18 protein-coding genes are annotated in these 26,447 nt (G+C 49.2%); 9 read left to right on the top strand and 9 right to left on the bottom strand.

Annotated elements, in window-relative coordinates; genetic code table 11:
• Positions 1-81: 81 nt before the first annotated feature.
• The 6 genes from ACQ4MZ_RS00380 to ACQ4MZ_RS00355 all read right to left on the bottom strand — a co-directional run bounded on the left by ACQ4MZ_RS00380 (position 82) and on the right by ACQ4MZ_RS00355 (position 6,777).
• The gene (locus tag ACQ4MZ_RS00380; RefSeq protein ID WP_430841840.1) at positions 82-732 is read right to left on the bottom strand and encodes a LolA family protein; all 651 of its coding nucleotides are present in this window, start codon (positions 730-732) and stop codon (positions 82-84) included.
• A gap of 102 nt (positions 733-834) precedes the next feature.
• Entirely contained in the window at positions 835-3,405 is a 2,571-nt protein-coding gene (locus ACQ4MZ_RS00375) for a DNA translocase FtsK 4TM domain-containing protein (RefSeq protein ID WP_430841838.1), read from the bottom strand.
• Between the two features lie 44 nt (positions 3,406-3,449).
• A complete protein-coding gene (locus ACQ4MZ_RS00370) occupies positions 3,450-4,481 on the bottom strand; it encodes a quinone-dependent dihydroorotate dehydrogenase (protein ID WP_430841836.1) in 1,032 nt (343 codons plus the stop codon).
• A 50-nt stretch (positions 4,482-4,531) separates the two neighbouring features.
• Positions 4,532-4,858, bottom strand: a complete 327-nt coding sequence (locus ACQ4MZ_RS00365) for a hypothetical protein (RefSeq protein WP_430841834.1) — start codon at positions 4,856-4,858, stop codon at positions 4,532-4,534.
• 12 nt (positions 4,859-4,870) lie between these two features.
• Positions 4,871-5,056, bottom strand: a complete 186-nt coding sequence (locus ACQ4MZ_RS00360; RefSeq protein WP_430841832.1) for a hypothetical protein — start codon at positions 5,054-5,056, stop codon at positions 4,871-4,873.
• 92 nt (positions 5,057-5,148) lie between these two features.
• Entirely contained in the window at positions 5,149-6,777 is a 1,629-nt protein-coding gene (locus tag ACQ4MZ_RS00355; protein ID WP_430841830.1) for a beta-N-acetylhexosaminidase, read from the bottom strand.
• Positions 6,778-7,027: 250 nt separating this feature from the next.
• On the opposite strand from ACQ4MZ_RS00355, the gene ACQ4MZ_RS00350 reads away from it, so the two are divergent.
• From ACQ4MZ_RS00350 to ACQ4MZ_RS00335, 4 genes are all read left to right on the top strand, one after another.
• Positions 7,028-9,457, top strand: a complete 2,430-nt coding sequence (locus tag ACQ4MZ_RS00350; protein ID WP_430841828.1) for a TonB-dependent receptor domain-containing protein — start codon at positions 7,028-7,030, stop codon at positions 9,455-9,457.
• 275 nt (positions 9,458-9,732) lie between these two features.
• Positions 9,733-10,443: a hypothetical protein gene (locus tag ACQ4MZ_RS00345; RefSeq protein ID WP_430841826.1), complete on the top strand. Its 711-nt coding sequence runs from the start codon at positions 9,733-9,735 to the stop codon at positions 10,441-10,443.
• Between the two features lie 119 nt (positions 10,444-10,562).
• Positions 10,563-15,500, top strand: coding sequence for a translocation/assembly module TamB domain-containing protein (locus ACQ4MZ_RS00340; RefSeq protein WP_430841824.1), 4,938 nt, complete (start codon positions 10,563-10,565; stop codon positions 15,498-15,500).
• The gene (locus ACQ4MZ_RS00335) at positions 15,490-17,922 is read left to right on the top strand and encodes a BamA/TamA family outer membrane protein (protein ID WP_430841822.1); all 2,433 of its coding nucleotides are present in this window, start codon (positions 15,490-15,492) and stop codon (positions 17,920-17,922) included. The genes ACQ4MZ_RS00340 and ACQ4MZ_RS00335 overlap by 11 nt, the downstream gene beginning before the upstream one ends.
• A 12-nt stretch (positions 17,923-17,934) precedes the next feature.
• On the opposite strand, the gene mce is transcribed toward ACQ4MZ_RS00335, so the two are convergent.
• Positions 17,935-18,336, bottom strand: coding sequence for a methylmalonyl-CoA epimerase (mce, locus tag ACQ4MZ_RS00330; protein ID WP_430841820.1), 402 nt, complete (start codon positions 18,334-18,336; stop codon positions 17,935-17,937).
• A gap of 42 nt (positions 18,337-18,378) precedes the next feature.
• Complete coding sequence (rsgA, locus tag ACQ4MZ_RS00325; RefSeq protein WP_430841818.1) at positions 18,379-19,314, bottom strand: ribosome small subunit-dependent GTPase A; 936 nt, start codon at positions 19,312-19,314, stop codon at positions 18,379-18,381.
• 455 nt (positions 19,315-19,769) lie between these two features.
• Between rsgA and ACQ4MZ_RS00320 the strand changes: the two genes are divergently transcribed.
• Positions 19,770-20,882, top strand: coding sequence for an ROK family protein (locus ACQ4MZ_RS00320; RefSeq protein ID WP_430841816.1), 1,113 nt, complete (start codon positions 19,770-19,772; stop codon positions 20,880-20,882).
• Positions 20,883-20,916: 34 nt separating this feature from the next.
• Here the strand turns inward: ACQ4MZ_RS00320 and ACQ4MZ_RS00315 are convergent, their stop codons facing one another.
• Positions 20,917-22,173 carry a 3-deoxy-D-manno-octulosonic acid transferase gene (locus ACQ4MZ_RS00315; protein WP_430841814.1) on the bottom strand — a complete coding sequence of 419 codons (1,257 nt, stop codon included), beginning with the start codon at positions 22,171-22,173 and terminating at the stop codon, positions 20,917-20,919.
• 221 nt (positions 22,174-22,394) lie between these two features.
• Here ACQ4MZ_RS00315 and ACQ4MZ_RS00310 point away from each other — a divergent pair, with 221 nt between their 5' ends.
• The 4 genes from ACQ4MZ_RS00310 to metK all read left to right on the top strand — a co-directional run bounded on the left by ACQ4MZ_RS00310 (position 22,395) and on the right by metK (position 26,405).
• Positions 22,395-23,153 carry a hypothetical protein gene (locus ACQ4MZ_RS00310; protein WP_430841812.1) on the top strand — a complete coding sequence of 253 codons (759 nt, stop codon included), beginning with the start codon at positions 22,395-22,397 and terminating at the stop codon, positions 23,151-23,153.
• An 18-nt stretch (positions 23,154-23,171) separates the two neighbouring features.
• Positions 23,172-24,050: a lipoyl synthase gene (gene lipA, locus ACQ4MZ_RS00305; RefSeq protein ID WP_430841810.1), complete on the top strand. Its 879-nt coding sequence runs from the start codon at positions 23,172-23,174 to the stop codon at positions 24,048-24,050.
• Between the two features lie 164 nt (positions 24,051-24,214).
• Positions 24,215-25,078 carry an FkbM family methyltransferase gene (locus tag ACQ4MZ_RS00300; RefSeq protein WP_430841808.1) on the top strand — a complete coding sequence of 288 codons (864 nt, stop codon included), beginning with the start codon at positions 24,215-24,217 and terminating at the stop codon, positions 25,076-25,078.
• 46 nt (positions 25,079-25,124) lie between these two features.
• Complete coding sequence (metK, locus tag ACQ4MZ_RS00295; protein ID WP_430841806.1) at positions 25,125-26,405, top strand: methionine adenosyltransferase; 1,281 nt, start codon at positions 25,125-25,127, stop codon at positions 26,403-26,405.
• The last annotated feature ends 42 nt before the right edge of the window (positions 26,406-26,447 follow it).

Raw genomic sequence — 26,447 nt, 5'->3', positions numbered from 1 at the left:
TTCGAGGACATTATAACGCTTATATAAGAAAAATGGGTGAGACCGGAAGGCTCACCCATTGCTGTTTGGTATCATCGGAAATCATCGCAGGTCCACTACTTCCACGCCCGGATATTGTTTGGCATTGAAAGCGAAGAAGTTGTCGGCCACATTGACGTCGGGCACAAACTGATCTACTTTATAAGTTACTTCCTGCCCATTTTTCTGAAAAATCTTCCAGCTGCTGATCGATTTATCGGCCTTATTCACTTCGATCTGCACCTTATTGACCTGGCTGTTTTTATTCGTCGAGGTCAATTCAACAACTTCGAGTGCCTTGCCAGCTTCCTGCTTTTCTTTTACAAAAGCAGATTTAAAGCCTTTTTTATAGGCTGTATAAATTTTCGTCGGGTCGAGATCGCCGCCGGCAGCGGGGTCGAAATCCTGCAAATTCACTTCATTGGTTTCCTTGATGTAAGTAGCCATCAATTTACCATCATTAAAGATCTCCTGACCTGCCATTTTCAACCGAAACTTCGAACCCTTCACAGTCGCTTCTCCTTTCAGCGGCTTTTCACCCTTGGTAATGTAGGTAAAAAGTGCTTTAAAGGATTTGATCTTCTGGTACTTGCTGCTCATGGCGTTCAGAATCTCCGATGACTTTTTGTCGCCCTGCGCATGAGAAGTGAATGGAGCCAAAATGGAAATCGTCAATACTGCAAGCAAACAAGCACTCTTCTTCAAATTTCTCATATTCAATGATTTAATTCCTACTAAGTTTATACAAACGGGGTTTTAAGTGAAATATTTCAATTTTAGACTTTGCAAAATCACAATGGTTTAACAGCGCCCGGACTAATTTACACCCATTACGCGAAGGTGCTCTTCCAGCATATTAAGGTCATGAAACATCACATCGCGTGCTTTGCTGCCTGTGAACGGACCAACCACTCCGAGCACCTCTAATTGATCCATAATACGACCCGCGCGGTTGTAGCCGAGCTTCATTTTACGCTGGATCAGCGACGTGCTGCCCTGCTGGTGCGTCACGATCAGTCGTGCGGCATCGGGCAGCAAACTATCGAAATCGTCCGGATTGAGTTCGGCTTTACCTTCTGCCGCATCCTCGCCTTCGTATTCAGGCAACGCATAGGCCTCATCGTAACCACGCTGCCCTCCGATGTACTCGCAAATATCCTCGATTTCACGGGTGTCGATGAACGGACATTGCAAGCGGATCACTTCCGAGTTAATCGCCAGCAGCATATCCCCCTGCCCTACGAGCTGTTCGGCACCGCCCATATCCAGAATCGTCCGGGAGTCGATGCTCGATGTTACGCGGAACGACAGACGCGCCGGGAAGTTGGCCTTGATCAAACCCGTGATAACCTTCACCGAAGGCCGTTGCGTGGCTACCACCAGGTGAATACCTACCGCACGTGCCAGCTGCGCCAAACGCGCAATCGGCGTTTCGACCTCCTTACCGGCGGTCATCATCAAATCCGCCAACTCGTCGATCACGAGCACGATATAAGGCAGGAAGCGGTGCCCTTTTTCGGGGTTCAGCCTTCTTGCCGCAAACTTCGCATTGTATTCTTTCAAATTCCGTACCGCGGCCTCTTTCAGCAGGTCGTAGCGCGAATCCATTTCGATACACAGGGAATTCAATGTAAAAATCACCTTTTTGGTATCGGTAATGATCGCCTCTTCCGCATTCGGAAGCTTGGCCAGGAAGTGCCTTTCCAATTTGTTGAAAAGGGTCAATTCCACCTTTTTAGGGTCAACCAGTACGAATTTGAGCTCGGCCGGGTGCTTTTTGTAAATCAGCGAGGCCAGGATCACGTTCAGACCCACTGACTTTCCTTGCCCGGTTGCCCCTGCCATGAGCAAGTGGGGCATTTTCGCCAGGTCGGCGATATGGATATCGTTTGAAATGGTTTTACCCAAAACAATCGGCAAATCGTAGGTTGATTTCTGAAAACGGTCGTTCGCAAGTACCGATCGCGCAAAAACCGTCTCCCGGTTCTTGTTCGGCACCTCAATACCGATCGTACCACGGCCTGGCATGGGCGCAATGATACGAATCCCCAGCGCAGCAAGGCTCAATGCGATATCGCCTTCCAGGTTCTTAATTTTGGATATCCGCACCCCTGCTTCCGGGATGATCTCGTAAAGCGTCACCGTTGGCCCGATCGTCGCCTTAATTTTGGATATATTGATACCATAGCTGCCGAGCGTGTCGACAATCTTGGTTTTATTACTTTCCAGCTCTTCCTGGCTTACTTTTTCATGCTGGTTTTCGAATACTTCGTTCAGCAGGTCGATCGTCGGGAAGTGGTATGACGGCAAATCGAGCATCGGATCGTATTGCCCGAATTCGCGCAAAATCGACGCATTCACATCTTCATCCTCGAATTCCTCCTCCGCAGCAACCTTTGCCTGGGTAGTATCCTCCACTTCCAGTTCGAGCAGCGGCTCGGATGGCACGGCCGATACTTCCATCGGCATGACGGGCAAGTCAATGCTGGTCGATGCAGCCGGTACGGCCGGCGCCTGAGGAGTCACCGGCAATATAACCGCAGGATGCGGCACCACGCGGGGCGCCTCTTCTTCGGTATCCAGATCAGAGTCCGGCTGCTCTTCCGGTGCCAGCACCTCGTCGTCATACGTATCATTCACTACCGACACAAATGTGCTTTCGGGAACAGTTTCTTCCTCGGTTTCGACGGGAGCTAGCGAACCGTCACCAGTTTCTTCGGCCGCAACTTCCGGCTTGGCATGCCTCGCCTGCCACGATTCGTACTTATCCCGCACATCATAAAAGAATACCGCGAACACGAACAATGCGAAAAGAATGGGTAATACACTCCCCCATTTCAGCCAATCGAAAAGCGAAACGTTTACCAGGTAGCCGAAACCTCCCGACAGGAAGCTTAGCGTGTTCTCGGTATTACTCATGAGAATGATATAGCCCATCAGCACGCTTACCCAAAGTGTAAAAAAGATCACTTCTTTGGTAGTTCTGCCCAATGGCAATATTTCCCTCCCAAACGCCATTTTCCATCCTGCCACAAAAGGCACGACCGGCAGCAACAATGCGCCCAACCCAAACCAGCGATACACGAAAATGTGTGAAACCACGGCCCCGAGCACCCCCAGAAAATTGCGGGTCTGCCGTCCGGCATCGCGGATAGACTGATGCCCCAAACCGTCCAACACGCTCTGATCCGAAAGACCGGTGACGATGTAGGAAAAAAAAGATGTTTCCAGGATCAATCCCAGTACGATAAAGAATGTGCCCCAGGCCAGCGTATTCTTCGGGCTGGTGAAAATGTGTTCCCAATCGAGGGATACACGAAAGCGGGGAGCTGTGGCCTCCTCCGGTTTCTGGCGCTGTGTGTTACCTCTTGGCTTGTTGACTGACATTTATTTCAATTCCGGGAATGCGTGAAGTGCTGTGTTTTCTGATTTTACTTCCTGACCAATGCTTTGCAGATCCTGCTGACCACACCGGGTCCTTCGTAAATAAAGCCGGTATAAAGCTGAATCAGGCCGGCGCCTGCATTAATTTTCTCCAAAGCGTTTCCGGGAGTAGCGATACCGCCGACTCCGATAACGGGAAATGCATGATTGGATTGTTCACAAAGGTAACGAATTACTTCCGTCGAGCGATGTGTCAACGGCGCACCGCTCAATCCACCCGCACCTATTTGCGCCACTTCGGCCTGATCGGTTACAAGTCCTTCGCGGCTGATCGTCGTGTTGGTAGCGATCACGCCGGCAATGCCGGTTTCCTTTACAATATCGATAATATCGTCCAGCTGGCTTGTCGTCAAGTCCGGCGCTATTTTCAGGAAAATCGGTTTCGGGTTAGCTTTCTCCCTGTTTTTGGTTTGCAGTTCTTTCAAAATCTCGGTTAGCGGCCCTTTCTCCTGCAAATCACGCAAGCCGGGCGTATTCGGCGAGCTTACATTCACTACAAAATAATCCACCACATCGAACAGCTCGCGAAAGCAGATCAGATAATCGTTCAGCGCCTGCTCGTTCGGGGTGTCTTTATTTTTGCCAATATTCCCTCCTACCAGGATTTTAGATTTCCGTTTCGCCAATTTCGCCGCAGCTACCTGCACGCCTTTGTTATTGAAACCCATACGATTGATCAGTGCCTTATCCCTTTTGAGACGGAACAGGCGCGGCTTGTCATTTCCCGGCTGAGGGCGCGGCGTCACCGTCCCGATCTCGATATACCCGAAACCCAATGCTTCCAACTGATCCACCATTTCAGCATTCTTATCGAAACCTGCGGCCAGTCCTACCGGGTTACGGAACCGCAAACCGGCCACTTCCTGCACCAGGTCAGGGTGCTCGTAGGTGTACATCGCACGCATGATCTGCGGCACGAAAGGGATTTTAAAAGCGAAATGCAGCGCTTCGCACACAAAATGGTGAATGCGCTCAGCGTCAAACAGGAAAAGTATAGGGGAGATCAGAATCTTATACATCCTGCAAAAATAGAATGTTTCGCAGGAAGGGGGAGGGAGGTGGGGGAATTTTATTTTAAGTCTTGCAGTAGTTGTTTCAAATGGCCGTCAGTGATCGATACGGTTTCCGACTTGTCGTAAATGCTCATAAGGAAGACACATTTGTCTACAATTTTGACATGCGTTATCAGCCTGCCGCCTCCACTTTTGCCTGCGCCCTTGCTTTTAATCGCGAAACGGATTTTGTAGCAGTTTTTGAAAACCTCCGTCCCCATCCACGGATTTTCTTGCAGCATGTCGCCCAATTTATCTACGTCTTCCTGCAACGAAGGATATTTTTTCAAAAGTCGTTTAAATTCTTTTCTAAAATGTAGTGTGGTAATGATCTCAAAGCTCATTCAGAAACTCTTTTAAAGTTCATTCAGAAACTCCTTTAGTGTCTTAGGTTTGATCTTTCCTTCCTGAATCAATTTCACTTCTGCAAATCCTCTCTTGATACTCTCCGCAATATCCTCCGCGGTTAGCTTTTTCTCAACGCTCTTTTTCTCCTGCTGAGTTTGCTTCGCTTTCTCCTTTACTGTGATCCGAGGTTCCATTTGACTTCTGTTGTTTTGATGCAAAACAAATATAACCAAAAAAAGCACCCCGCCGTGGCGGAATGCTTTTACCAATGTGCAAACTAACAGCCTCACTTCTTCTCCGGCCACACATACTCGAACTTGCCGTTGATAGGCGCGCCGAAGTAGTTGACCCCCAGGAAATCGAGGCGTTTTTTGTGAACTTCCATGCGTTTGTTGAAATCTTCGAAGTTCTTACCCTCTTTCGAAGTCCAGCCTACTTCGGCCAATGCGGTAGCGCGGGGCCATACCATATATTGTACGTAGGCAGGGGTTTTCATGTATTCGGTCCATACGTTGCCTTGCACGCCGAGAATATGCTTGGCTTCGTCGGCTGAAAGTTCCGCGGGGGTGGGCTCATAGGAATAGGACTCGGCGAGGTCGGTGAAGCCGCCAATCGCTATGGGCTGCGTTTTAGCTTCGGCCTGATAATGGTCGAGGTAGCAGAAGTTGCCGGGCGTCATGATGACGTCGTGGCGTTCTTTCGCAGCGGCAATACCGCCTTCAATGCCGCGCCAGCTCATTACCGTTGCATTTGGTGAAAGCCCGCCTTCGAGGATTTCATCCCAGCCGATCATGCGGCGGCCTTTTGCCGTAATAAATTTATCGATCCGTTTGATTACGTAGCTTTGCAGGCCGTGTTCATCTTTCAAGCCTTCCTTTTGAATGATGCCTTGGGCAAAACGGCTTTCCTTCCACTGCACTTTCGGGCACTCGTCACCGCCGATGTGGATGTATTTGCTTGGGAAAAGGTCGATCACCTCGGTGAGCACGTCTTCCAGGAACTTGAAGGTCTCCTCACGTGGCATGAAAACGTCGTCGTAAACGCCCCATCTGGTGCCTACCTCATAAATTTTGTCAGGATTATTACCCAGTTGCGGATAAGCTGCCAATGCCGCCAACGCGTGGCCCGGCATTTCGATTTCCGGAATCACGTTCACAAAGCGGTCCTCGGCATATTTAATTACTTCTTTGATTTCATCCTGCGTGTAGAAACCCTCATAAGGCTTGCCATCGTACTTCTGATCGCCGTAATGGCCCTTCATGGTCTCCTTGCGTTTCGAGCTGATGGTTTTCAGTTCAGGATATTTCTTGATCTCGATGCGCCAGCCCTGGTCGTCGGTGAGGTGCCAGTGAAACTGGTTCTGCTTGTGCAATGCGATCAGGTCGATGTACTTTTTAACAAACTCGATCGGCATGAAATGACGGCAAACGTCGAGCATCAGCCCGCGGTAAGCGTAGCGCGGCACATCTTTGATTGTCACATAGGGAACTACCCATTTTACCCCAGCAACCGGCGTTTCGCTGAATACTTCGGCCGGCAACAGTTGCAGCAGGGTTTGTACTCCATAGAATGCCCCTTTGGCAGTTTGCGCCTGGATCGTTACCCCTTTGGGTGTCGAAAGCAAGCGATAGCCTTCTTCGCCAAGGCTGGCATCCGCTGATACCGCAAGGGTAATATCACCCTTGCCTTTCGCGGTAGAAACAGCTTGTCCGGTGGCTTTGCCTAGTTGTGCGGCCAGCATCTCTGCCACGTGCGACCATTTGGCATCGGCAGGCGCGCCGATCTTCGTTTTGGCTTTGAGCGTCCATGCACCTTTGGCGGTCAGGACCTGGGTTGGTTTGGGGATCACGTTAATCTGCGCCATTGCCGAGTGTACGAGCACGCAACAGATTAGTCCAAAAAGGAAACGTTTCATGAATTAGGAATTCCGGTATTTATTAAAAATATTTAAAAATACTGCAAGTTATCGTATTCCTATTTTAAAATACTGCGAATCTTAAATTTTTTATAATTTTATGTAATTATCTCAAAAAAGGGTACGTTACCATAAATAGATGTAACTTTGTACTCATTAAAGCTTTACAGCTTGGTTTAGTTACATTTCAAAATGTCCGACCAGCATATTTACCCTGCTTGGCTCCTAATAAAATCTAAATCCTATACCCGTGAAAAGAAGTCTGTTGCTGAACAGCATTGCCCTACTTTTACCTGCACATTTACTTCTCGCAAATCCTGGCACCCGCCCGCTCCCTCTGAATGGTACAAAATCACAGCGTGCCCTCGGTGGTAAGCTTGTGGGCAAAATCGTCGAAGGCCCTAACAATGCCGGGGTCGCATTTGCTACCGTAGCCCTGTTGATGCCCAAAGATTCGTCGCTCGTTAACGGCGCGGTGGCGGACGAGAACGGGGCGTTTGTCATCGCAGAGGTGGCGCCGGGGAATTACCTTCTACGGGTGACGAATATGGGTTACCAAACACTCTACCGCCCGAATGTCAAACTGGCGGCCGAAGCCAGTCTGCTCGATCTGGGGAGCATTACGGTGCTACCCGAAGCGCAAAAGCTCGCCGAAGTGGTGGTGAAAGGCGAAAAGACCATGATCGTCGACGATATCGACAAGAAAATCGTCAATATCGGCAAGGATATGCTTGCGACGAGTAATAACGTGAGCGACCTGCTGGAAAAGGTGCCTGCCGTTTCCCTCGATGAAAATGGCAATCCGCAAGTGCGCGGAAAGGGAAATGTGGTGGTACTCATCGACGGGAAGCCGTCCAACCTATATGGGAGCGATCTCCCGACGATTTTGCAATCTTTCCCCGCGAACCTGATCGAGCGGATCGATGTAATGACGACACCTTCCGCAAAATATGAAGGCGAGGGTGCATCAGGGGTGATCGACATCATTACCAAAAAGACGAAGATCCGGGGCATGAACGGTGGTGCCCGGCTGAGCATCGGAAATAGAAACAACAATGCGGCGTCGGGTAACCTGAGTTATAAAGTAGGCAAATTCGGCTTGAATGCGTCGCTGAGCGGACAAACCCGCGCCATGACCTGGGAGAGGACTTTGAGCCGCGACAACTTCGTCACCGAATCGACTTCGCATCTGCAGCAGGACGGTACCGGCGGCAACAAAGGCAAGAATGCATTCGGGCGCGTCGGGGTCAATTATGATTTCAACGACAGAAACTCCATCGAAGCCGGCGTAAACTACTCGCGCGATAACAACCGCAATAACAGCAATATCCTCAACGAGACAACGCTCGCGTCGGGAGTGGTATCGGAAACTTTCCGCCGCCTGAACAATAGCAAGGGCAATGGCAACAACCTCAACTTCAACTTCGATTATCGCCTGAAATTTGCTGAAAAAGACCATCAGCTCAATTTTAATTCGAGCTACTCGCTCGGCGGCTCCGACGGAGAATCGTATTTCTCGCAGGAAAGCACCGTCGACAGCCTGCTGCGCAATCAGCAAAACCTTCGCAATAACGACCGTCATTCTCTTTTCCTGAATGCCGACTATACCTGGCCCATTACCCCGAAAGCGACTCTGGAAGCCGGGGTACGCTCACGCAGCAGCTCAAATGACAATGTGAACGCATTCTATAACCTCGACCGCGAGACCAACAGCTACGTTTTTGATAACAACATCAGCAATGTATTCGGCTACAAGGATGCTACCTATACCGGGTTCATGACATTCTCGCAAAAAACTGATCTCTGGGGTGTGCGGGCCGGATTGCGGGTGACCGACTACAATCAGGATATCAACCAGATCAGCCGCAACCAGGATTTCAGCGTACATTTCCTGACGCTCGTACCGTCGTTCGCGGTAACGCGCAAATTGGGAGAGTCTTCGCAGATGAAGCTGAATTACAGCCGTCGTGTGCAGCGTCCCGAAGCCGACTGGCTGAACCCTTATACCGACGTTTCGGATCCGCGCAACGTCAAAACCGGTAACCCGAACCTTCGTCCGGAGTTTACACACAAGGCTGAAATGGGTTATTCCAACTATGAAGCCAATGGCGGCTGGGGCCCTTCACTTTTCATGGATTACTCCAACAATGCGATCACACAGATCCGCACGATCGACGAGACTGGCGTTTCGCTCACCAGATACGACAATGTTGGTCGCGAATTCTCATATGGCTTTGAAACCGATTTCTCTCAAAAGCTCTTCGGAGACGTGCTGAAAATCAATGGCAGCGGCCGCGTTTTCCGTAGCGAAGTGGTATCGGCTGTCGCTGGGATCGACAACCGGACCTGGAGCTACTCGGGTAACCTCAATGCATTCATTTCGCTCCCGGCCGACTTCCGCGCATCCGCCTACGTGAACTACGAAGGCCCGCGGGCGATCGCACAAGGCACACGTGATGGCGTTTTCATTGCCAATATGGGTATCCGCAAGGATTTATTGGAAAAGAAAGCGACCATTTCGTTCAATGTGCAGGACATCTTCCTCTCCCGGAATTACAGAAGCCAGCTAAATACCGTTACTTATTCGCAGTCGTCGAACTGGCACCAGACCAACCGCCTGGTGAACGTGACATTTCAATACAGATTCGGCAAAATTTCCGCAAGCGGCGACGATGCCTGATCCAAACGGCAATAATTGTTAATATATGTGAAAAGGAAGGGTCGGTTCGGCCCTTCCTTTTCATTTACAAGCAGTTCGCGATAGGCTCAGAAAGCGCCGCTACAATGATTTCTCCTTGGATTCGGCGCCATGGAACGGTTTTTGCAAATAGCTCGCGCAGGAGTCGATTAATTTTGCTTATTTAAACCCCGAACACGTGAAGTGATCTAAAAATCGGAATCCCTGACATTCGGAATTCCGGAAGATCAAAAACTTTAAACAAAATTTTTACACAGATGAAAAAAATCAAAATGCTGGCCGCGCTGCTATTGATAGCGGCTGGTTCTTACGCACAAAAATTGCCCGCTGACTCCATATTTTCACAATTTTACAAGGCAACGGGCGGCAAAGCCTTATGGGATGGCGTAAAATCCTATAACCTGACAAGAAGCTATTCCGCGGCAGCAGCCACTCCATACAATGCTGTGATTACCGCCTCCATTCCCGAGCAGTCGATTTATAAAAACAAAACCATCATGAAACGCAGTTTTGTATACACCGTGAAGGGAGACCAGGGATGGATCAAGGTGCCGATCGGGCAGAGAGTGGATGTGAAAGACCTCAGCCAGGCCGAACAACAGAACATGCGGATGGAATTGTACGATAACCTCGTACCGTTCATCAATTACAAAAATCGCGGACTAATCGCTACCACCGTCGGTACCGAAACGCTCAACGGTGTGCAGGTAAACAATGTCGAATTGCAGGGTAAAGGTGTAAAATACAACCTCTATTTCGATGCTAAATCAGGCCTGCTCGTTCGTCAGAAAATGAACCAGGCGGGCGTGGAAACGACCAGCGATTTATCCGATTATGCCAAATCTGCCTACGGTATTTTGTACCCTACCAAAATCGTGGAACTTAACAGTTCCGATAAGAAGCCTGTGACGATCAAATCGGCGCTGACAGTGAACGAAAATGTAAACGTCGAACTGTTTAAAAGATAACAAAAGACGCATTATGCTGTCCTAACGACCTGCCAGCCGGATGTCACCGGCATCTGGGCTGGCGGGTTTATTGAAAACCAAGATTCTCAACGCCTCGATATGGCGGAAAACAGCCAGGGATGAAGAAAGCACTGAAAGTATTGGCCATAATAATCCTGACAGTTTTGATTCTGGTTGGCGTGTTGATCTGGGGAATCCAGACACCGTTCGGCCAGAATTTTTTAACGTCCCAGGCAAATTCCTTTTTGCGTAAAAAACTCAAAACCAAGGTCAATATCGAAAAAATCCGCTTCGACATCCCCGACTGGGTATTGCTCGAAGGTGTCTATTTCGAAGATTTACACGGCGACACCCTCGTTGCAGGCAAGCGCCTGTACGTAGACCTTGATATGTACAGCCTCATCAACGGCGACATTGGCATTAACAAAGTGGAACTGGAAGACGTGAATGCCCATATCAATCGCGTTTTGCCTGATACAACATTCAATTTCCAGTTTATTGTCGATGCATTTGCAGGTACTGACACGGAAGTCGACACGACACCGTCGAAACCGCTCAAAATGCGCCTGGATCAGATTTCATTGAAAAAGGTCCGATTCTCTTACCGCGACGCAGTGATCGGCACAGATGCCTCGGGGAACATCGATTCAGCCGTTGTCAAGTTCGATAAATTCAACCCGACGATTTCACAGTATCACCTCACCAACACGGCATTGCATAACAGCCAGGTGAAGCTGAGAATGTACCCTGCTGTGAAAGTGGCTGCCGCCGGCCCCGAGCCGAAGCCGAACCCGGCCGATTCGCTGGATATTAAAGCGGGCGATATCGATATCCGGCAGTTCAAATGGGAGTTTGACGATGAAACATCCGGATTGAAAAACGGTATGACCATCGGGAAACTGGCGGGGCATGTGAACAGCGTTTATATGGGTAGCCAGCGTGTGGACGTAAAGAATGTTTCGCTGCAAAACATGTCGCTTTTTGCAGAATTTGCCAAAAAGCCGAAAACAAAAGAGGAAAAGAAGGACACGGCCTCAATTAACACAGAAACTCCCGGTTGGTATGTAAAAGTGGGAGAAATCAAACTGGCGGACAATGATATCCGGTACGACGATTTCAATTCCCCCGCCGTGCCCAAAGGTCTCGACTACGCACACCTCAACATCAGAGACCTGAATGTAGATTTGCGGGATTTCCTTTTCTCGCCGGAAAACATCGCAGGTGCATTAAAATCCGCCTCATTCAAAGAAAAAAGCGGCTTTCGCCTTGATGCGTTCCGTACCGACTTTGCTTATGGCGACCAGGAAACCTACCTCCGCAACCTGTATCTCAAAACTCCTAATACCCTTTTGCGCGACGAGCTGAGCCTGCGTTACAAAAGCCTCGACCAGCTCACTAACGACATTGGCAAGGTAAAACTCAAACTACGTCTCACCGACAGCCGCATTGCATTCGCGGACATTCTGCTTTTGGTGCCGGATCTGGCCAAAACCCCGCCATTCGACAAGGAACCGAACGGCATTGTAAAAGGTACTGGCCAGATCACCGGATCGGTAGACGACATGCTTATCTCCAAGGCGAGATTTACTATGCTCGACGGCACCGTGCTGAGTACGGATGGCCGGCTGAGGGGCCTCCCCGACGCAGAAAAGCTCGCGATGGATTTGAATATTAACGAAATATCCTCTACCAGGGCCGATTTGCTCAAAATGCTGCCCGACAGCACAGTCCCCGCTTCGATCGAACTGCCCGACGCGATTAAGATCTCCGGGAAAGTGCATGGATCAATGGAAAACCTCACCCTGGCAACGACCATAAACTCTTCATTTGGCACGGGAACTTTCTCGGGTAATCTCAAAAACATCACCGATAGCCTTCGGGCGCAATATAACGGCACACTCACGCTCGCGGAATTTGACCTGGGCAAGCTCACTAAGCAACCACCGGCTGAAATGGGCAAACTTACGCTACGTGCCGATGTGGATGGGACAGGGTATGCGCCGAAAACGATGAAGGCAAAGCTGGACGGCAATATTGAAAGCGCAGATATTAAAGGTTATGTCTACCAAAACCTGAAATTGAAAGGTGATATCGACCATGGCCTGGCCAATATTTCGGCGAATATCGACGATCGTAATATTGACCTCGACCTGAATGCACAGGCTGACTTATCCAAAGAATATCCCTCGGTGAAAGCCGATCTCGAAGTGGCGAACCTGGACCTTACAGCCCTGAATCTGTACGCAGATTCATTACAGGTAAAAGGAAGCATTAAGGTAGATATGCCTTCAACTAATCCCGAAAACCCGCTGGGGAGCGTGGATCTCGACAGCCTGACATTGGTGCATCACCGCAAGCCGATCAACATTTCTAATATCCATGTGCAGTTGACCGATTCCAGCGGCGGCAAACAGGCTTATATCGAATCGCCGATTCTGAAAGCCAAAATGACCGGCCAGTATTCTTACACAGAAATTGGCGACGCGATCCTGACCGAGGTAGGAAAGCATTTTAAATCACCCGACCTGACTTATAAGGAAATTACCAAGCCGGTGAATTTCGCACTGGATGCTACGCTGACCAACCACCCGGCCATTCAGATTTTCGTGCCCGAAATACGGGGAATGAAGGCGATCCAGCTGCATGCGCAAATGGATAACCAGAAGGACTCCTCCCTCGTAGCCCGTCTGAATATACCGATGATCAATTATGACAGCACCATCGTAGAGCGAGTGGCGGTGAATTTCAGCACCACGGAAGCCAATGCGGCTTTGAATGCGAATGTAGGCCAGGTCAATACCGGCGGTTTCAGAATGCAGAATGCTTCGCTGGCTAGCCAGATCGTCAACAATGATGTCAAATTCGATTTCGTCGTCCGCGACTCTGTGAATACCGAACGGCACGCTGTAAAAGGCGATCTGGCCGTCAACAACAACCAATATCGCCTCAACCTGCGCGACGACCTGCTCCTGAATTACGACAAATGGGAGGCAGACACAGCGGGCTACGTGCAATACGCGTCCGACAGCGTGTACGTGAAGAACCTGGCCATCACTAACAAAGGGCAGTCGTTGAAGATCAACTCTACTTCCGAAGCACCTAACAGCCCGCTCGACATCGAAATGTCTAACATCTCCATCGGCCCGCTGATCGAGATCGCTACGCTCGATTCGACGCTCGCGACCGGTACATTGAATGGAAAGGTGCTACTCAGCAACTACATGAGCGCGCCGGTGTACACGGGTGAATTGACGATCAATAACCTGGCGGTAACTAAAATACCGGTGGGCGACCTGGCGCTGAAATCGACGAATGAGACCGAAAACCTGATCCGTGTGGCGATGTCGCTCGTGAGCGACCAGAACGACGTAAGCCTCCGGGGAAGCTATAACCTGAAATCCGAAAGTCCGATGGATTTCAAAATGGATTTGAAAAAACTCAGTGCCAAAACGATCGAGGCATTCAGTTTGGGTGAATTAAAACGTGCAGAAGGCAATCTGACCGGCGATATTGCTATTACCGGCGCAACCGACAGCCCCAGGCTCGACGGCGCCGTGAACTTTGACAATGTGGCGTTCAACGCAACACAGTTGGGATCGCGGTATTCGCTCGCGGGGCAGAAGATTCAGTTCAAGGGGCAGAATATCAATTTTAACAACTTCACTGTAACCGACTCGCTGAACCAGGCGATGAAGATTAACGGAAACGTGAACATTGCGAAGCTGCCGGATGTGGGGTATAATCTCAATATTTCTGCTAAAAATTTCAACGTCCTGAATTCGACCCAGAAAGAGAATGAACTGTTTTTCGGGAAAGCCAATATTGACGCTAACCTGACCGTAAAAGGCCAGGGTTCGAATTCCGTGATCGACGGTAACGTGAAAGTAGACCCGGGAAGCAATATCACCGTAGTAATGCCCAGCGACGCTACCGAAGCCGGTGACGCTACCAAAGGTGTGATCGAGTTTGTAGACATGAGCAATGGTGTCGAGGCCGTTAAAAAGGATTCTGTGGAAGCGGCGCAAAACGTGACGGTGGATTTCGCTTCGCAGATTTCGCTGGATATCGATGTAGACGATAAATCGGAATTTAAAGTCGTGATCGATGAGCTGAATGGCGACAACATCCGGCTGAAAGGGAATGCACAGCTGAATACGGGTGTGGCGCCGAACGGGCAGCTCTTCCTTCTCGGCTCTTATGACCTGACGGAAGGCTCCTACGACCTGACGCTGCAAATCCTGAAACGGCAGTTTAAGATCAAAAAGGGAAGTACACTCCTCTGGACCGGTGACCCGATGAGAGCCGATTTAAACATTACCGCTTCGTATCCAGTCATGGTCGATCCGGGCTCCATTGACGCCAAATTCCAGGGCGCGAGCAAGATACCAATAGAAGTGCAAATCGTAATCACGGGAAACCTCACAACGCCCAATATCGCATTCCATATCGCCATACCTGAAAATTCTGTCGACAAGTCGGTTGAAGACGGCATCGCCGCACAGACATTCTGGAAAGATATGCAGAACAATCCGTCCGAGGCGAACAAACAGGCTTTCGCATTGCTTATCACCAACAAATTCATCACCGACCAATCGACGGCCGGCTTCAATATCGGTTCCAGCGCGGAGGCGGTGGCCCGCCAAAGCGTAAGCCAGCTGCTCACCGACCAGCTCAATAACCTGGCCTCCGACCTCGTCAAGGGTGTTGATCTCAACATCGGCCTGAATTCCACGGCCGACCAGAGCACCGGTGCCCGCACCGACCTGAACGTAGGCCTCAGTAAGGCATTCCTGAACAACCGGTTGAAAATTTCGGTAGGCAAGAACTTCGAGCTCGAAAGCAAAGGCAATTCGGGTAATTCAACCGAAGTATTCGACAACATCGCCCTTGACTACTCTATCAGTAAAGACGGCAGGTATATGTTCCGGGGCTATCGCAAAAACCAGTACCAGTCGATTCTGGAAGGTTTCATTATTGAAACCGGGGTGAGTTTTATCATTACTGCGGATTATGACCTGTTCCGCGAAATTTTCCAAAAGCAGCACAATGAAAAATAACATAGGATATATACTGGCGATCTGTATTTTCCTGGGTGGCTGCTCGGTCAACAGATATGTACCCGAGGGCCAGAGCATTTATGTTGGCAACAAGGTCAATGTGCAGCCTGACAGTATTTCCAAACCCAATGTGTCGGGGATAGCCGATCAGTTGGAAGAGCTGATCAAGCCGCCGGTAAACAAAACCATTTTCGGCTTTCCATGGAAGGTATGGTTTTACTACTGGATCGGCGAACCGAAAGATGAAGGCGGGCTGCGGAGCTGGTTCCGGAAAAAGCTAGGAGAACCACCGCGTTATGCGACACAGCGCATTGTAGATATCAATGCAGCCAATATGGTTGCGTTTCTGGACAATGAAGGCTACTACCGTTCCAATGTCAAAGGCAAGGTTATACCTAACAAAAACAAAAGAAAACGCACAGCGATCACGGAATTCGATGCCTATGTGATGCCGCGTTATGTGATCAACGAGGTTAATTACGTCGTGCCCGACAGTTCGCTCTTCAACCGCGACCTGGTTTTGGCCAAACAAAAAACCTTACTGAAAAAAGGCGACCCGATCCGCCTGGAAGTGATCACAACCGAACGTACGCGCATCGACCAGGAGTTGAAAGGCAAGGGATATTACTATTTCAACCCCGATTATCTGATCGTAAAAGTCGACTCCACTATTGGCCGCGCCGATTCCACGTTGGGGCCGCAACAGGTTAACCTTTTTCTCGAAGTTAAGAAGGAAACGGCCCAGACTTCTCTGAAACAATATTATATCAACCGCATTTACGTCAATACCGGTACCGAGGAAAACAAGCAAGCCGACTCCACGGGCCTCGCTGCGCGCGGGCCATTACGCCGGGGCATTACCGTCACGGATCCCGGGCACCGTTACAAACGCAGGATATTCTACGATGCCATTGGTTTCAGGAGGGGAAATTTGTATACCAGCACCATGCACGACGTATCGCTGCAAAGGCTGATCAACCTGCAAAACTTCCGGTTCGTTAAAAACCGTTTCGACCTCGTTCCCCGCTCCGATTCCGCATTGCTGGATGTATACTACGACCTTTCGCCGATGAAGAAAAAGTCGCTGCAGACTATTCTTTCCGCGAGTACCAAATCCAACAACCTGGGCGGATCACAGCTGGACGTGACATGGCGTAACCGTAATTTCTTCCGTGGCGCGGAAATGCTGGCAGTCAACGCGTATTTTGGATTTGACGTACAACTCGGTGGAAGCCGCACCACTTCCAACAATATCGGAAACGAATACATCCGGTATGGTGCCAAAGCCGATTTGTCGTTCCCCAGGTTTATCATCCCGTTCGTAAGAATAAGACCTGAAAAGAGCCAGGCTTTGCCCAAAACCATTCTCTCACTGGCCTATGAAAACCGGATACAGCGCAACTTTTATACCACCCGCTCCATCCGGGGGGACTGGTCGTATATATGGCGCCGCAATTCAGAGGTGGAGCATACACTCACGCCGATATCCATCAACTTTGTAGAACCGAGGAATATCAATACGGAGCTGCTCGGGGAAATCGCAACGGATCCGAATACCAACCCAACGGACATCGACCGCCTTTTCAGGCTTGTGGATACCAAGTTCTTTATCATGGGGTCGAACTACTCGGTATCCTACCGCCCCACCCCAAGGCCATTCAGTAAAAACCAGGTCGCGATGCTTGGTGGCGTCGAATGGGGAGGGAATGTTTTAACTATGCTGACGAAGAAAAACCCGGAAGGCTACCCGAGAGAATTTCTCAAAGTACCCATCCTGCAATATGTGAAGGTAGATGGCGATGTAAGGTACTACCGCACGATCACCCCTTCGATTAAATGGGCGAACCGCATTCTCGTGGGAGCAGCCAAACCCTATGGCAACTCGAAAACGATGCCTATGCCGCAATTCAAACAGTATTTTGCAGGCGGTAGTACGGGGATCAGGGCATTTCGTCCTCGGTCACTGGGACCCGGCGCCGTTGCCCCAGATACATTATCCATTCGCTTGATCGGCTACCAGTCTTTTGCTGATATCCGCATGGAATTTAATTCGGAAGTACGGATGAAACTCACCGATATTATTAACGGCGCCATTTTTGTAGATGCCGGAAATATCTGGTCGTTCGGCGATAGTACCCGCGCCGCCTACCCGGGTACGGCATTAATCAGCAATAAATTTTTGAAACAAGTGGCTGTCGGCGGCGGCATTGGCCTGCGTCTGGATTTCTCTTACCTGATTTTCCGCCTCGACCTCGCAACACCTTTCCGCAAGCCATGGTATGTGAACGAGGTTAAAAATGTGAGCGATGAAGGCGTTGTGGAATACAAAAATCCATGGGTATTCAACGAAATCAATTTCGGAAGCCGGGCTTGGAGGAAGGAGAATCTGATATTAAATATTGCTGTAGGGTTACCATTCTAGACGGATCAGGTATCACCTGATCTCCTGGCAAAGTTCTATCAGAACGCCGTTCGCGCTTTTAGGATGCACGAAGCAAACCAGCTTATTGTCGGCCCCGCGTTTCGGGATTTCGTTCAACAATACAAATCCGGCGTTGCGAAGGCGTTCCATTTCCGCGGCGATGTTTTCCACTTCGAACGCAATGTGATGAATTCCCTCGCCTTTCTTCTCAATGAAGCGGGCGATGGCACTGTCGGGACCGGAAGCTTCCAGTAATTCTATTTTGGTTTGGTTTACCTTAAAAAACGAAGTGGTAACCTGCTCCGATTCGACTGCCTCGCGTTTGTAAGGAACTGTATTGAGCAATGCAGAATACAATGACTCTGCCGCTGAGAGGTCGCCGACAGCAATACCAATATGCTCTACATTCTTCATAGCAGGAAACATTATTCAACTCTTAAACTCTAAACTCAAAACCTATTTCCGGTTGTCGTCCCCTGCCATGATACTCAGGTAACTCTCAAAACGGCTCAGTGCAATCTTCCCTTCCGAGACAGCCTCTTTTACCGCGCACCCAGGTTCATTAATATGCTGGCAATTGTTGAAGCGGCATTGATTAAGCAGATCACGCATTTCAGGGAAGTAGTGGCTGATCTCCTCCTTTTCCATATCGGCCAGCCCAAGTTCTTTGATACCCGGCGAATCGATGATGAATGTATCCTTTTCGAGTTCAAACATTTCAGCAAAAGTGGTGGTATGCACCCCTTTGTTCGCGAATGTGGAAACTTCCTGTGTTTTGATATCCAGATCTGGCGCGATCGCATTCACGAGCGTCGACTTACCTACGCCTGAGTGCCCTGAAAGCAACGAGACTCTTCCCTTGAGCAGGGCCTTGAACTCACTGAGACCAACTTCATGCAATGCCGTTGTGGTCAGGCACCGATAACCCAGGCTTGAGTATAACTGCATAAGCTCGGCCTGAAAAGCCTTCATTTCGTTGTTCAGCAAGTCCTGTTTGTTGAAAACCAGCACACCCGGAATACGGAACGACTCGATCGCTACCAGGAAACGATCGATAAATCCAAGCGAGGTCCGCGGGAATACCAATGTACAGATCAGGATGGCCTGATCCACATTCGCCGCGATAAGGTGTGCGTGGGCCGTTTTGTGAACCGAGCGACGGATCACATAGTTTTCGCGCGGAACAATCTCATGGATGATCCCGAAGTTTTCACCCTCATTCTCCACCTCAAACTTCACATAGTCTCCTACTGCAATCGGGTTGGTCACTTTCAAGCCCAACGCTTTGAATTTACCCTTCAACCGACACTGCCAGATGTGCCCATTCCTGCTATCCCTGACGTCGTACCACGAGCCCGTCGAACGAAGCACCAAACCCCTTATTAAACTCATTTGTCTTTCTTTTGGAATCAGCGAATTTAAAAGGACTTTACCAGAAGTCACTAAAAATTAGCCGGGAAGTCAAAACAAGCCCTAAAACAAGTAGTTTTTCGACCTCTCTGATTTTTTACTTGCATTGCATATAACGATCTCCTTCAAGCTGAAAAAATCCTCGTGTTGTGACTGCTGTATTATTAGGAAACGTTTGGCCTATCGCCCGATTTGCTGAATATTTCACAACAAATAATAATATTTTTTAAAATCACACCCGTTTTTTCTGATTATTTCCTACATTAGTACACCAATAGTTAAAGAAAATTAAAAATATCATCCTATAATTTTTTTCGCTCCGCATAATGGACTTAGTGGCAGAAGAACCGAGTTCGGTTATTGATATTCGTAAAAATCGCATTAGAAGCAGCCTTTTGCTGCATCTATATCAGTCCGGCGACACTTCCATTAACAAAATGGCCAAGTTGTTCCATGCGAGTATACCGTCTGCAACCGGAATTGTGAACGATCTGATGCGGGAGGGTTGGATCACCGAGACAGGCACAGGCCCTGCCAGGGCTGGACGCCCGCCGGTACTTTACGGCTTGAATGCCAAGAAGTACCTTACGCTGATCATGGATATTAACCGCCATGACACCCAACTTTGCATATTCGATTTACACAACCAACTGATCCTTAAAAGAAAAGTTGATATACGCCTCGACGACTCGTCGAATTTCCTGGAAGAGCTTTTTACATCGACCGACGACTTCCTGAAATCCAACAATATCACACGCAGCAAGCTGTGGGGTATCGGTGTTTCAATGCCTGGGTTGATCAACTCTTCACAGGGGATTAACTTAACTTACCTCAACCTGACCCCTCCGGGTGTGCCGCTGGTAACGTACCTCAAAGAGCATTTCGACCTTCCAGTATGCCTTTTCAACGATACGAAGGCTACAACGATCGGCGAGCACCGCTTCGGGTATGCCGTCGATAAGTCCCAGGTGCTGACAATCAATATCGACTGGGGCGTTGGTCTCGGCATTATCATCAATGGAGAGGTTTTCAACGGGGCGTCAGGCTTTGCGGGCGAGTTGGGGCATATTCAGGTGAAACCGGACGGAATGCTTTGCCACTGCGGTAAAGTAGGCTGCCTGGATACGATCACTTCGGCCATTGCATTGATCCGCCAGGCAAAGGACGGCATCAACAGCGGCCGGGCAACGATCCTGAAACAGATCGTCCATGGCAATCTCGATTTACTCGAAACTTCGCATATCATTGAAGCGGTACATGCGGGCGATGAATTTTCGATCGACCTCCTGAGCACCGTGGGTACCGAGTTGGGTAAGGGATTGGCTACGGCCGTTCATTTGTTCAATCCGGAAGTAATTATCGTGGGTGGTTTGCTGGCAGAGGCCGGGCCGTTCATTTCCAACCCAATTGAGCAGGCGATCAACAAATACTGTCTGTCGGATTTCAAAAACCCGCTTTCGATCCACATTTCCAAGCTGGGTTCAAAGGCGCGTTTGCTGGGTACTCAGGCCTACCTGTTCGACAATCTGATTACAAAAGAATTCTCCTGATATTGAGCAGCTGATGGTGCATTCATCTGTACCATCAGCCCATTGCTTCCCTCACCTTCAGCATGATCAGGTCGGTAGCGCCTGTACCTGACTTCACGTATTCAGCACTTACATTACCTGCATTTCTCGCTTCTGCAGGATTACTCGCCCATATTGTGATAATCTCCAAAAGCTGACTCTCATCTGCAACGGCGAATGCACCGCCTTTCTCAATCAAATCCACTGCTTCCTGGAACCGGTGATAACTTTTATTGCCAAACACAACAGGCAAGCCAAATGTCGCGGCTTCGAGGATGTTATGCAGCCCAGCGCCGAAGGAGCCGCCGATATAGGCCATATCACCATACCGGTAAAGCGAGGAGAGCATTCCGATATTGTTGATAATGAGATAGTCAAACCCTTCCGGATCCTGCCCGGCAGCCACGTCAGAATACAAAATGGAACGACCGTTCAATTTGGAACGCCAGCCGGCAATTTCCTCAGCTTTGATCTCGTGCGGGGCGATAATCGCTTTTAATTTGCCGTTTAGCGCATTCAGCGAGGGAATGAGTACCTGCATATCCGCATCCCACACGGAGCCAGCGATCAGGCACTGCTTCGCCCCCTTGAAACGCCCGATCTCAGGGAGCTCTCGTGCGTTCGATGCGATCGCCCGCACACGATCAAAACGCGTGTCACCTGCGACACTTGCGGAGGTAATACCAATGCTGGCCAAAAGCGAAACCGATGCCTGATTCTGGACAAAGAAATGGTCGAAGTAGCCTAGTTTTTTACGAAAAAAGCTTCCGTAGAATTTGAAAAAGATCTGCCCCGGACGAAAGATCGACGAAAACGAAAGGATATAACTTCCGTTTTTCCGCAATTCCCGCAAGTAGTTGAACCAGAATTCATATTTGATAAAAAACGCAATGCGCGGATTGATAACTTCTACAAACTCCCGTGCATTACCGGGTGTGTCGATCGGCAGATAACAAATAAAATCGGCCCCGGCATAATCCTTCCGGATTTCATAACCCGAGGGCGAGAAAAAAGTAAGCAATATAAAATGGCCGGGATACGCATTCCGATACGCTTCCATGACCGGCCTCCCCTGCTCGAATTCGCCCAGCGACGCAGCATGGAACCACGCTACGGGACGGCCTGCCGCCTGTGCCTTAAACGACGCTCGCAGACGGTCGAGAAGGCCTTTTCGTCCCTCCACGCCGAGCTTTAATTTATGATTGAAAGGTGCAACGAACCGGAATAGAAATGCGAAAACCTGAATGGCGACCTGATAAATAATTTCCACCAAAGGAGTCTGATTAAAAGGACATTAGAAAAGCAATAAGACGCCGTCACTTTGATGCGGCAGAGACCGCCGGCGGGCTTTTTTGTTTCTTTTTTTGTTTAAAGAACATAAATGTACAAAAAACCGTTAAAGTGGTGTCGATATACAGCAGCATACGCTATTATTTTGTACTTTCACTGTTCATACGACACATACTCAGTCACAGAGAATTTATACTAAATAATATGATGCGTGTAAAACTTTTACTTTCAGTAGCTATTCTGTTGGCACTATCGACAGAAATATACGCTCAGCGCAGGTCTGTGAAGAATAACGAGGACGCCGAGGAGACCTATAAATCATTTACCTCTGTGGGCATCACTACCAATACCAACTCCGGGATTCTCGGCGGTGCGGTATTTCGCCAATCGTCGGCGACGGGCACAAAAATGTTCGGAAAGAATGCATACCGCTACCTGGCGCTCGAACTGGTGAACGTAAAACATCCTAAAGAACTTTCCACGCAGGACTTTGTGACAGGCGCACGGCTGGTGTATGGCAAACAAAACTACCTGTTTGTACTGCGCCCGGAGTATGGTCGTGAAATAGCGCTGTTCAGCCGGCAGGACGATGAAGGCATTTCGATCAGCGGTATCCTGGCAGCAGGCCCTTCCCTGGGTTTTGAAAAGCCCTACATGGTTCAGTACCAGGGTTCCGACGGCCGCGTAACCACTGCGCCCTTCGATCCGAACCGGGCGGGCGATATAATCGGCGCAGGCAGTTTTTTCCAGGGATTCGGAAAATCCAAAGTGGTGCCGGGGCTTCACATCAAGACTGCTATGAGCTTCGAACTGAGCGCCTTCCGGGATAATGTAACAGGCGTCGAGGTCGGTTTCATAGCCGAAGCCTTTTCAAGAAAAATTACGATCATGGCGGATGCGCAGAATAAGGCCTTTTTTACATCCGGATACCTGACCCTTTATTTTGGAAGTAAGAAAAGATAATTACCATTACAGATTAATATGATTGAATTGCCAGTAATACCATCGGAACGCAGAAAACGTCCCGATTGGCTCCGGGTTAAACTCCCCGCAGGCCCTGAATTCAGGAAAGTAAGACAGCTGGTCGATAATTATAAACTCCATACCATTTGCGAAAGCGGAAGTTGCCCGAATATGGGAGAATGCTGGGGCGCCGGAACGGCGACCTTCATGATCCTCGGAAATGTGTGTACCAGAAGTTGCAGTTTTTGTGCGGTAGCAACCGGCCGGCCTAATGAATACGATACCGATGAACCACGGCGGGTAGCGGAGGCAATCAAGCTGATGCAGGTAAAGCACGCGGTGATTACGTCCGTGAACCGCGATGAATTGAAAGACAAAGGTGCGGAAATCTGGTATCAGACGGTTCGTCAGGTAAAGGAAAACACCCCTGAAACAACCATCGAAACGTTGATCCCTGATGTTAAAAGCAACTGGGATGCGCTCATACACATGATTGAAGCGGGCCAGGAGGTGGTATCCCATAATATGGAGACTGTGGAACGTTTATACCGCGCGGTACGCCCGCAGGCAAAATATGCCCGCAGCCTGGAACAGATCAAGCGTACGAAGGAATTCGGCCAGCGTACCAAATCGGGCATTATGCTCGGCCTTGGTGAAACGCAGGATGAAGTGTACAAAGCAATGGACGACCTGGCCGAAAATGGCCTCGACATCCTTACCTTGGGCCAATACCTTCAACCGACCAAAATGCACCATGAAGTAATCGAATGGATTACGCCTGAAATGTTTGACAATTACCGGGAAGAAGGGTTGAAGCGCGGCTTGAAATACGTCGAGTCGGGGCCACTTGTACGTTCCAGCTATCACGCGGAACGCCATGTGAATGTGCCGATCTGAAGCCGGAAACGCTATTGGCAATAAACAGAAAAAGCCGGTGTACCAAGCTACGTCGGCTTTTTCTCGTTTACCTCTTAATTATTCTTTGCCGCCGTTTGCGAAGAGGTATTTGATTCAGTGGTAGAAATACGTAGGTTTATATTATACTATACCACTCACAATCAATGAATTCTCTAACAAAATTCGTCAGACAGACGATCAAGGATGTGAGCCGTCATGTAAATTTCACACGGTCTGTCACATTCAACAACAAACGCTTTAAAGTCCCGGTAATTCAAAACATCGGTCTAGCCAATTTCGCCATCGACGGTGACGACTGGTTTTTCCAGCTTGTCAAATCCATCCAAATGCCCACAGGAAGCAGTTTTATCGACGTCGGCGTGAATGTCGGACAATCGCTGATAGCCTTCCGAAGTTATCGCGACAATCCTTATTACGGTTTCGAACCCAGTCCGCATTGTGCTTTCTATCTCAACAAGCTTATTAAAATGAACAACCTCCGGGATGTCCATTTGCTCCCGGTAGGTCTTTCTTCCACCGCTGAAATCCTCAAATTCTATTGCAAAACCGGTGCAGATTCTTCCGCTACGATGATCAGCGACCTCCGGCCCGACCATTATCGCCCCGAGGATGTCAGCTACGTACCTGTATTTCCGTTCGACGATCTCGACCTGAACAAGATCGGCGATATCTTCTTTATTAAAATCGACGTAGAAGGCGCCGAGCTGGAAGTGTTGACCGGTTTGCAAAAAACACTCAGAACACACAATCCCGTAATCACCTGCGAAGTACTCGACTGCCACAATGCCGACGCTAATCTCCATGTATTGCAAGAGCGGGCCGGCAAGGTCATAGAACTGGTTAAAAGCCTGAACTACACCATTTACAGGATCAGGACGGAAAGGGGATTGAATTTTGACAAAATCGAGGAAATTATTCTTAAACAATACGATTCACAAAGTCAATATCTAAATGATTACTTATTTTTGCCGTCTAATAGGAAAATAGAAGAGCTTCTTATGAGGTAATTTTATCACACATTTAAACTTTTCTTTAACTTTTATTTCGTTTCCAATGCCATACTTATTCACCTCGGAGTCCGTATCTGAAGGACATCCTGACAAGGTAGCCGATCAAATATCAGATGCACTGATTGACAATTTCTTAGCATGGGATACCGATAGTAAGGTGGCCTGCGAAACACTGGTAACGACCGGACAAGTAGTTTTGGCCGGCGAGGTAAAAACCAATACTTATCTGGACGTTCAGAAGATCACCCGCGAAGTGATCAGACGTATTGGTTACACGAAGAGTGAATACATGTTTGAAGCCAATTCCTGCGGTATCCTCTCGGCGATCCACGACCAGAGTGCGGATATCAATCAGGGTGTAGACCGTGCAGCAGCAGCCGAAGATTTCGAATCTAAAGCAAATGCACAGGGGGCTGGTGACCAGGGTATGATGTTCGGGTATGCTACACGTGAGACAGCGAACTATATGCCGCTTGCACTCGACCTGGCGCATAAGATCCTGCAAGAGATGTCATACATCCGCAACAACGAGCCTTCACTGATCCCTTACCTGCGTCCTGATGCGAAATCACAGGTAACGATCGAATATAGCGACGACAATGTGCCACTGCGTATCGATACCATCGTGGTTTCGACCCAGCACGACGACTTCGACACCGAAGAAGCGATGCTTGCGAAAATCAAAAGCGATATTATCAATATTGTAATCCCTCGCGTGAAGGCAAAATTGACGCCTGAGCTGCAAAAGCTGTTCACAGGCGACATTACGCACCACATCAACCCAACCGGTAAATTTGTGATCGGTGGGCCTCACGGAGACACAGGTCTTACAGGCCGCAAAATCATCGTAGATACTTACGGTGGAAAAGGCGCACACGGTGGTGGTGCATTCTCCGGTAAAGATCCTTCTAAAGTGGACCGTTCCGCGGCATATGCGACACGCCACATAGCGAAAAACATGGTAGCTTCCGGCTTGTGCGACGAAGTACTCGTTCAGGTTTCTTACGCGATTGGTGTTGCTGAACCTTGCGGTTTGTACGTAAATACCTACGGTACTGCGAAAGTTGCTGACAACGACGGTGCTATTGCCGCGAAAATTGGCGAAATCTTCGACATGCGTCCTTACGCAGTGGAGCAACGCCTGAAACTGCGCAACCCGATCTATTCCGAAACAGCGGCATATGGCCACATGGGACGCAAGAACGAAATCGTTAAGAAATCTTTCAAAGGCGCCAACGGCGAAGAAAAAGAAGTCGAAGTGGAACTTTTCACCTGGGAAAAACTTGATTTCGTAGATGCCATCAAAGCGAAATTCGCACTTTAAGCACTTCACTCATAGAAAACGAAAGAGGTCGGCAGCGATGCC

The organism is Dyadobacter sp. BHUBP1 (assembly GCF_050587785.1).
GTDB lineage: Bacteria > Bacteroidota > Bacteroidia > Cytophagales > Spirosomataceae > Dyadobacter.
Note: the sequence above shows the minus strand (reverse complement) of the source record. Positions and strands in the feature narration are given on the sequence as shown.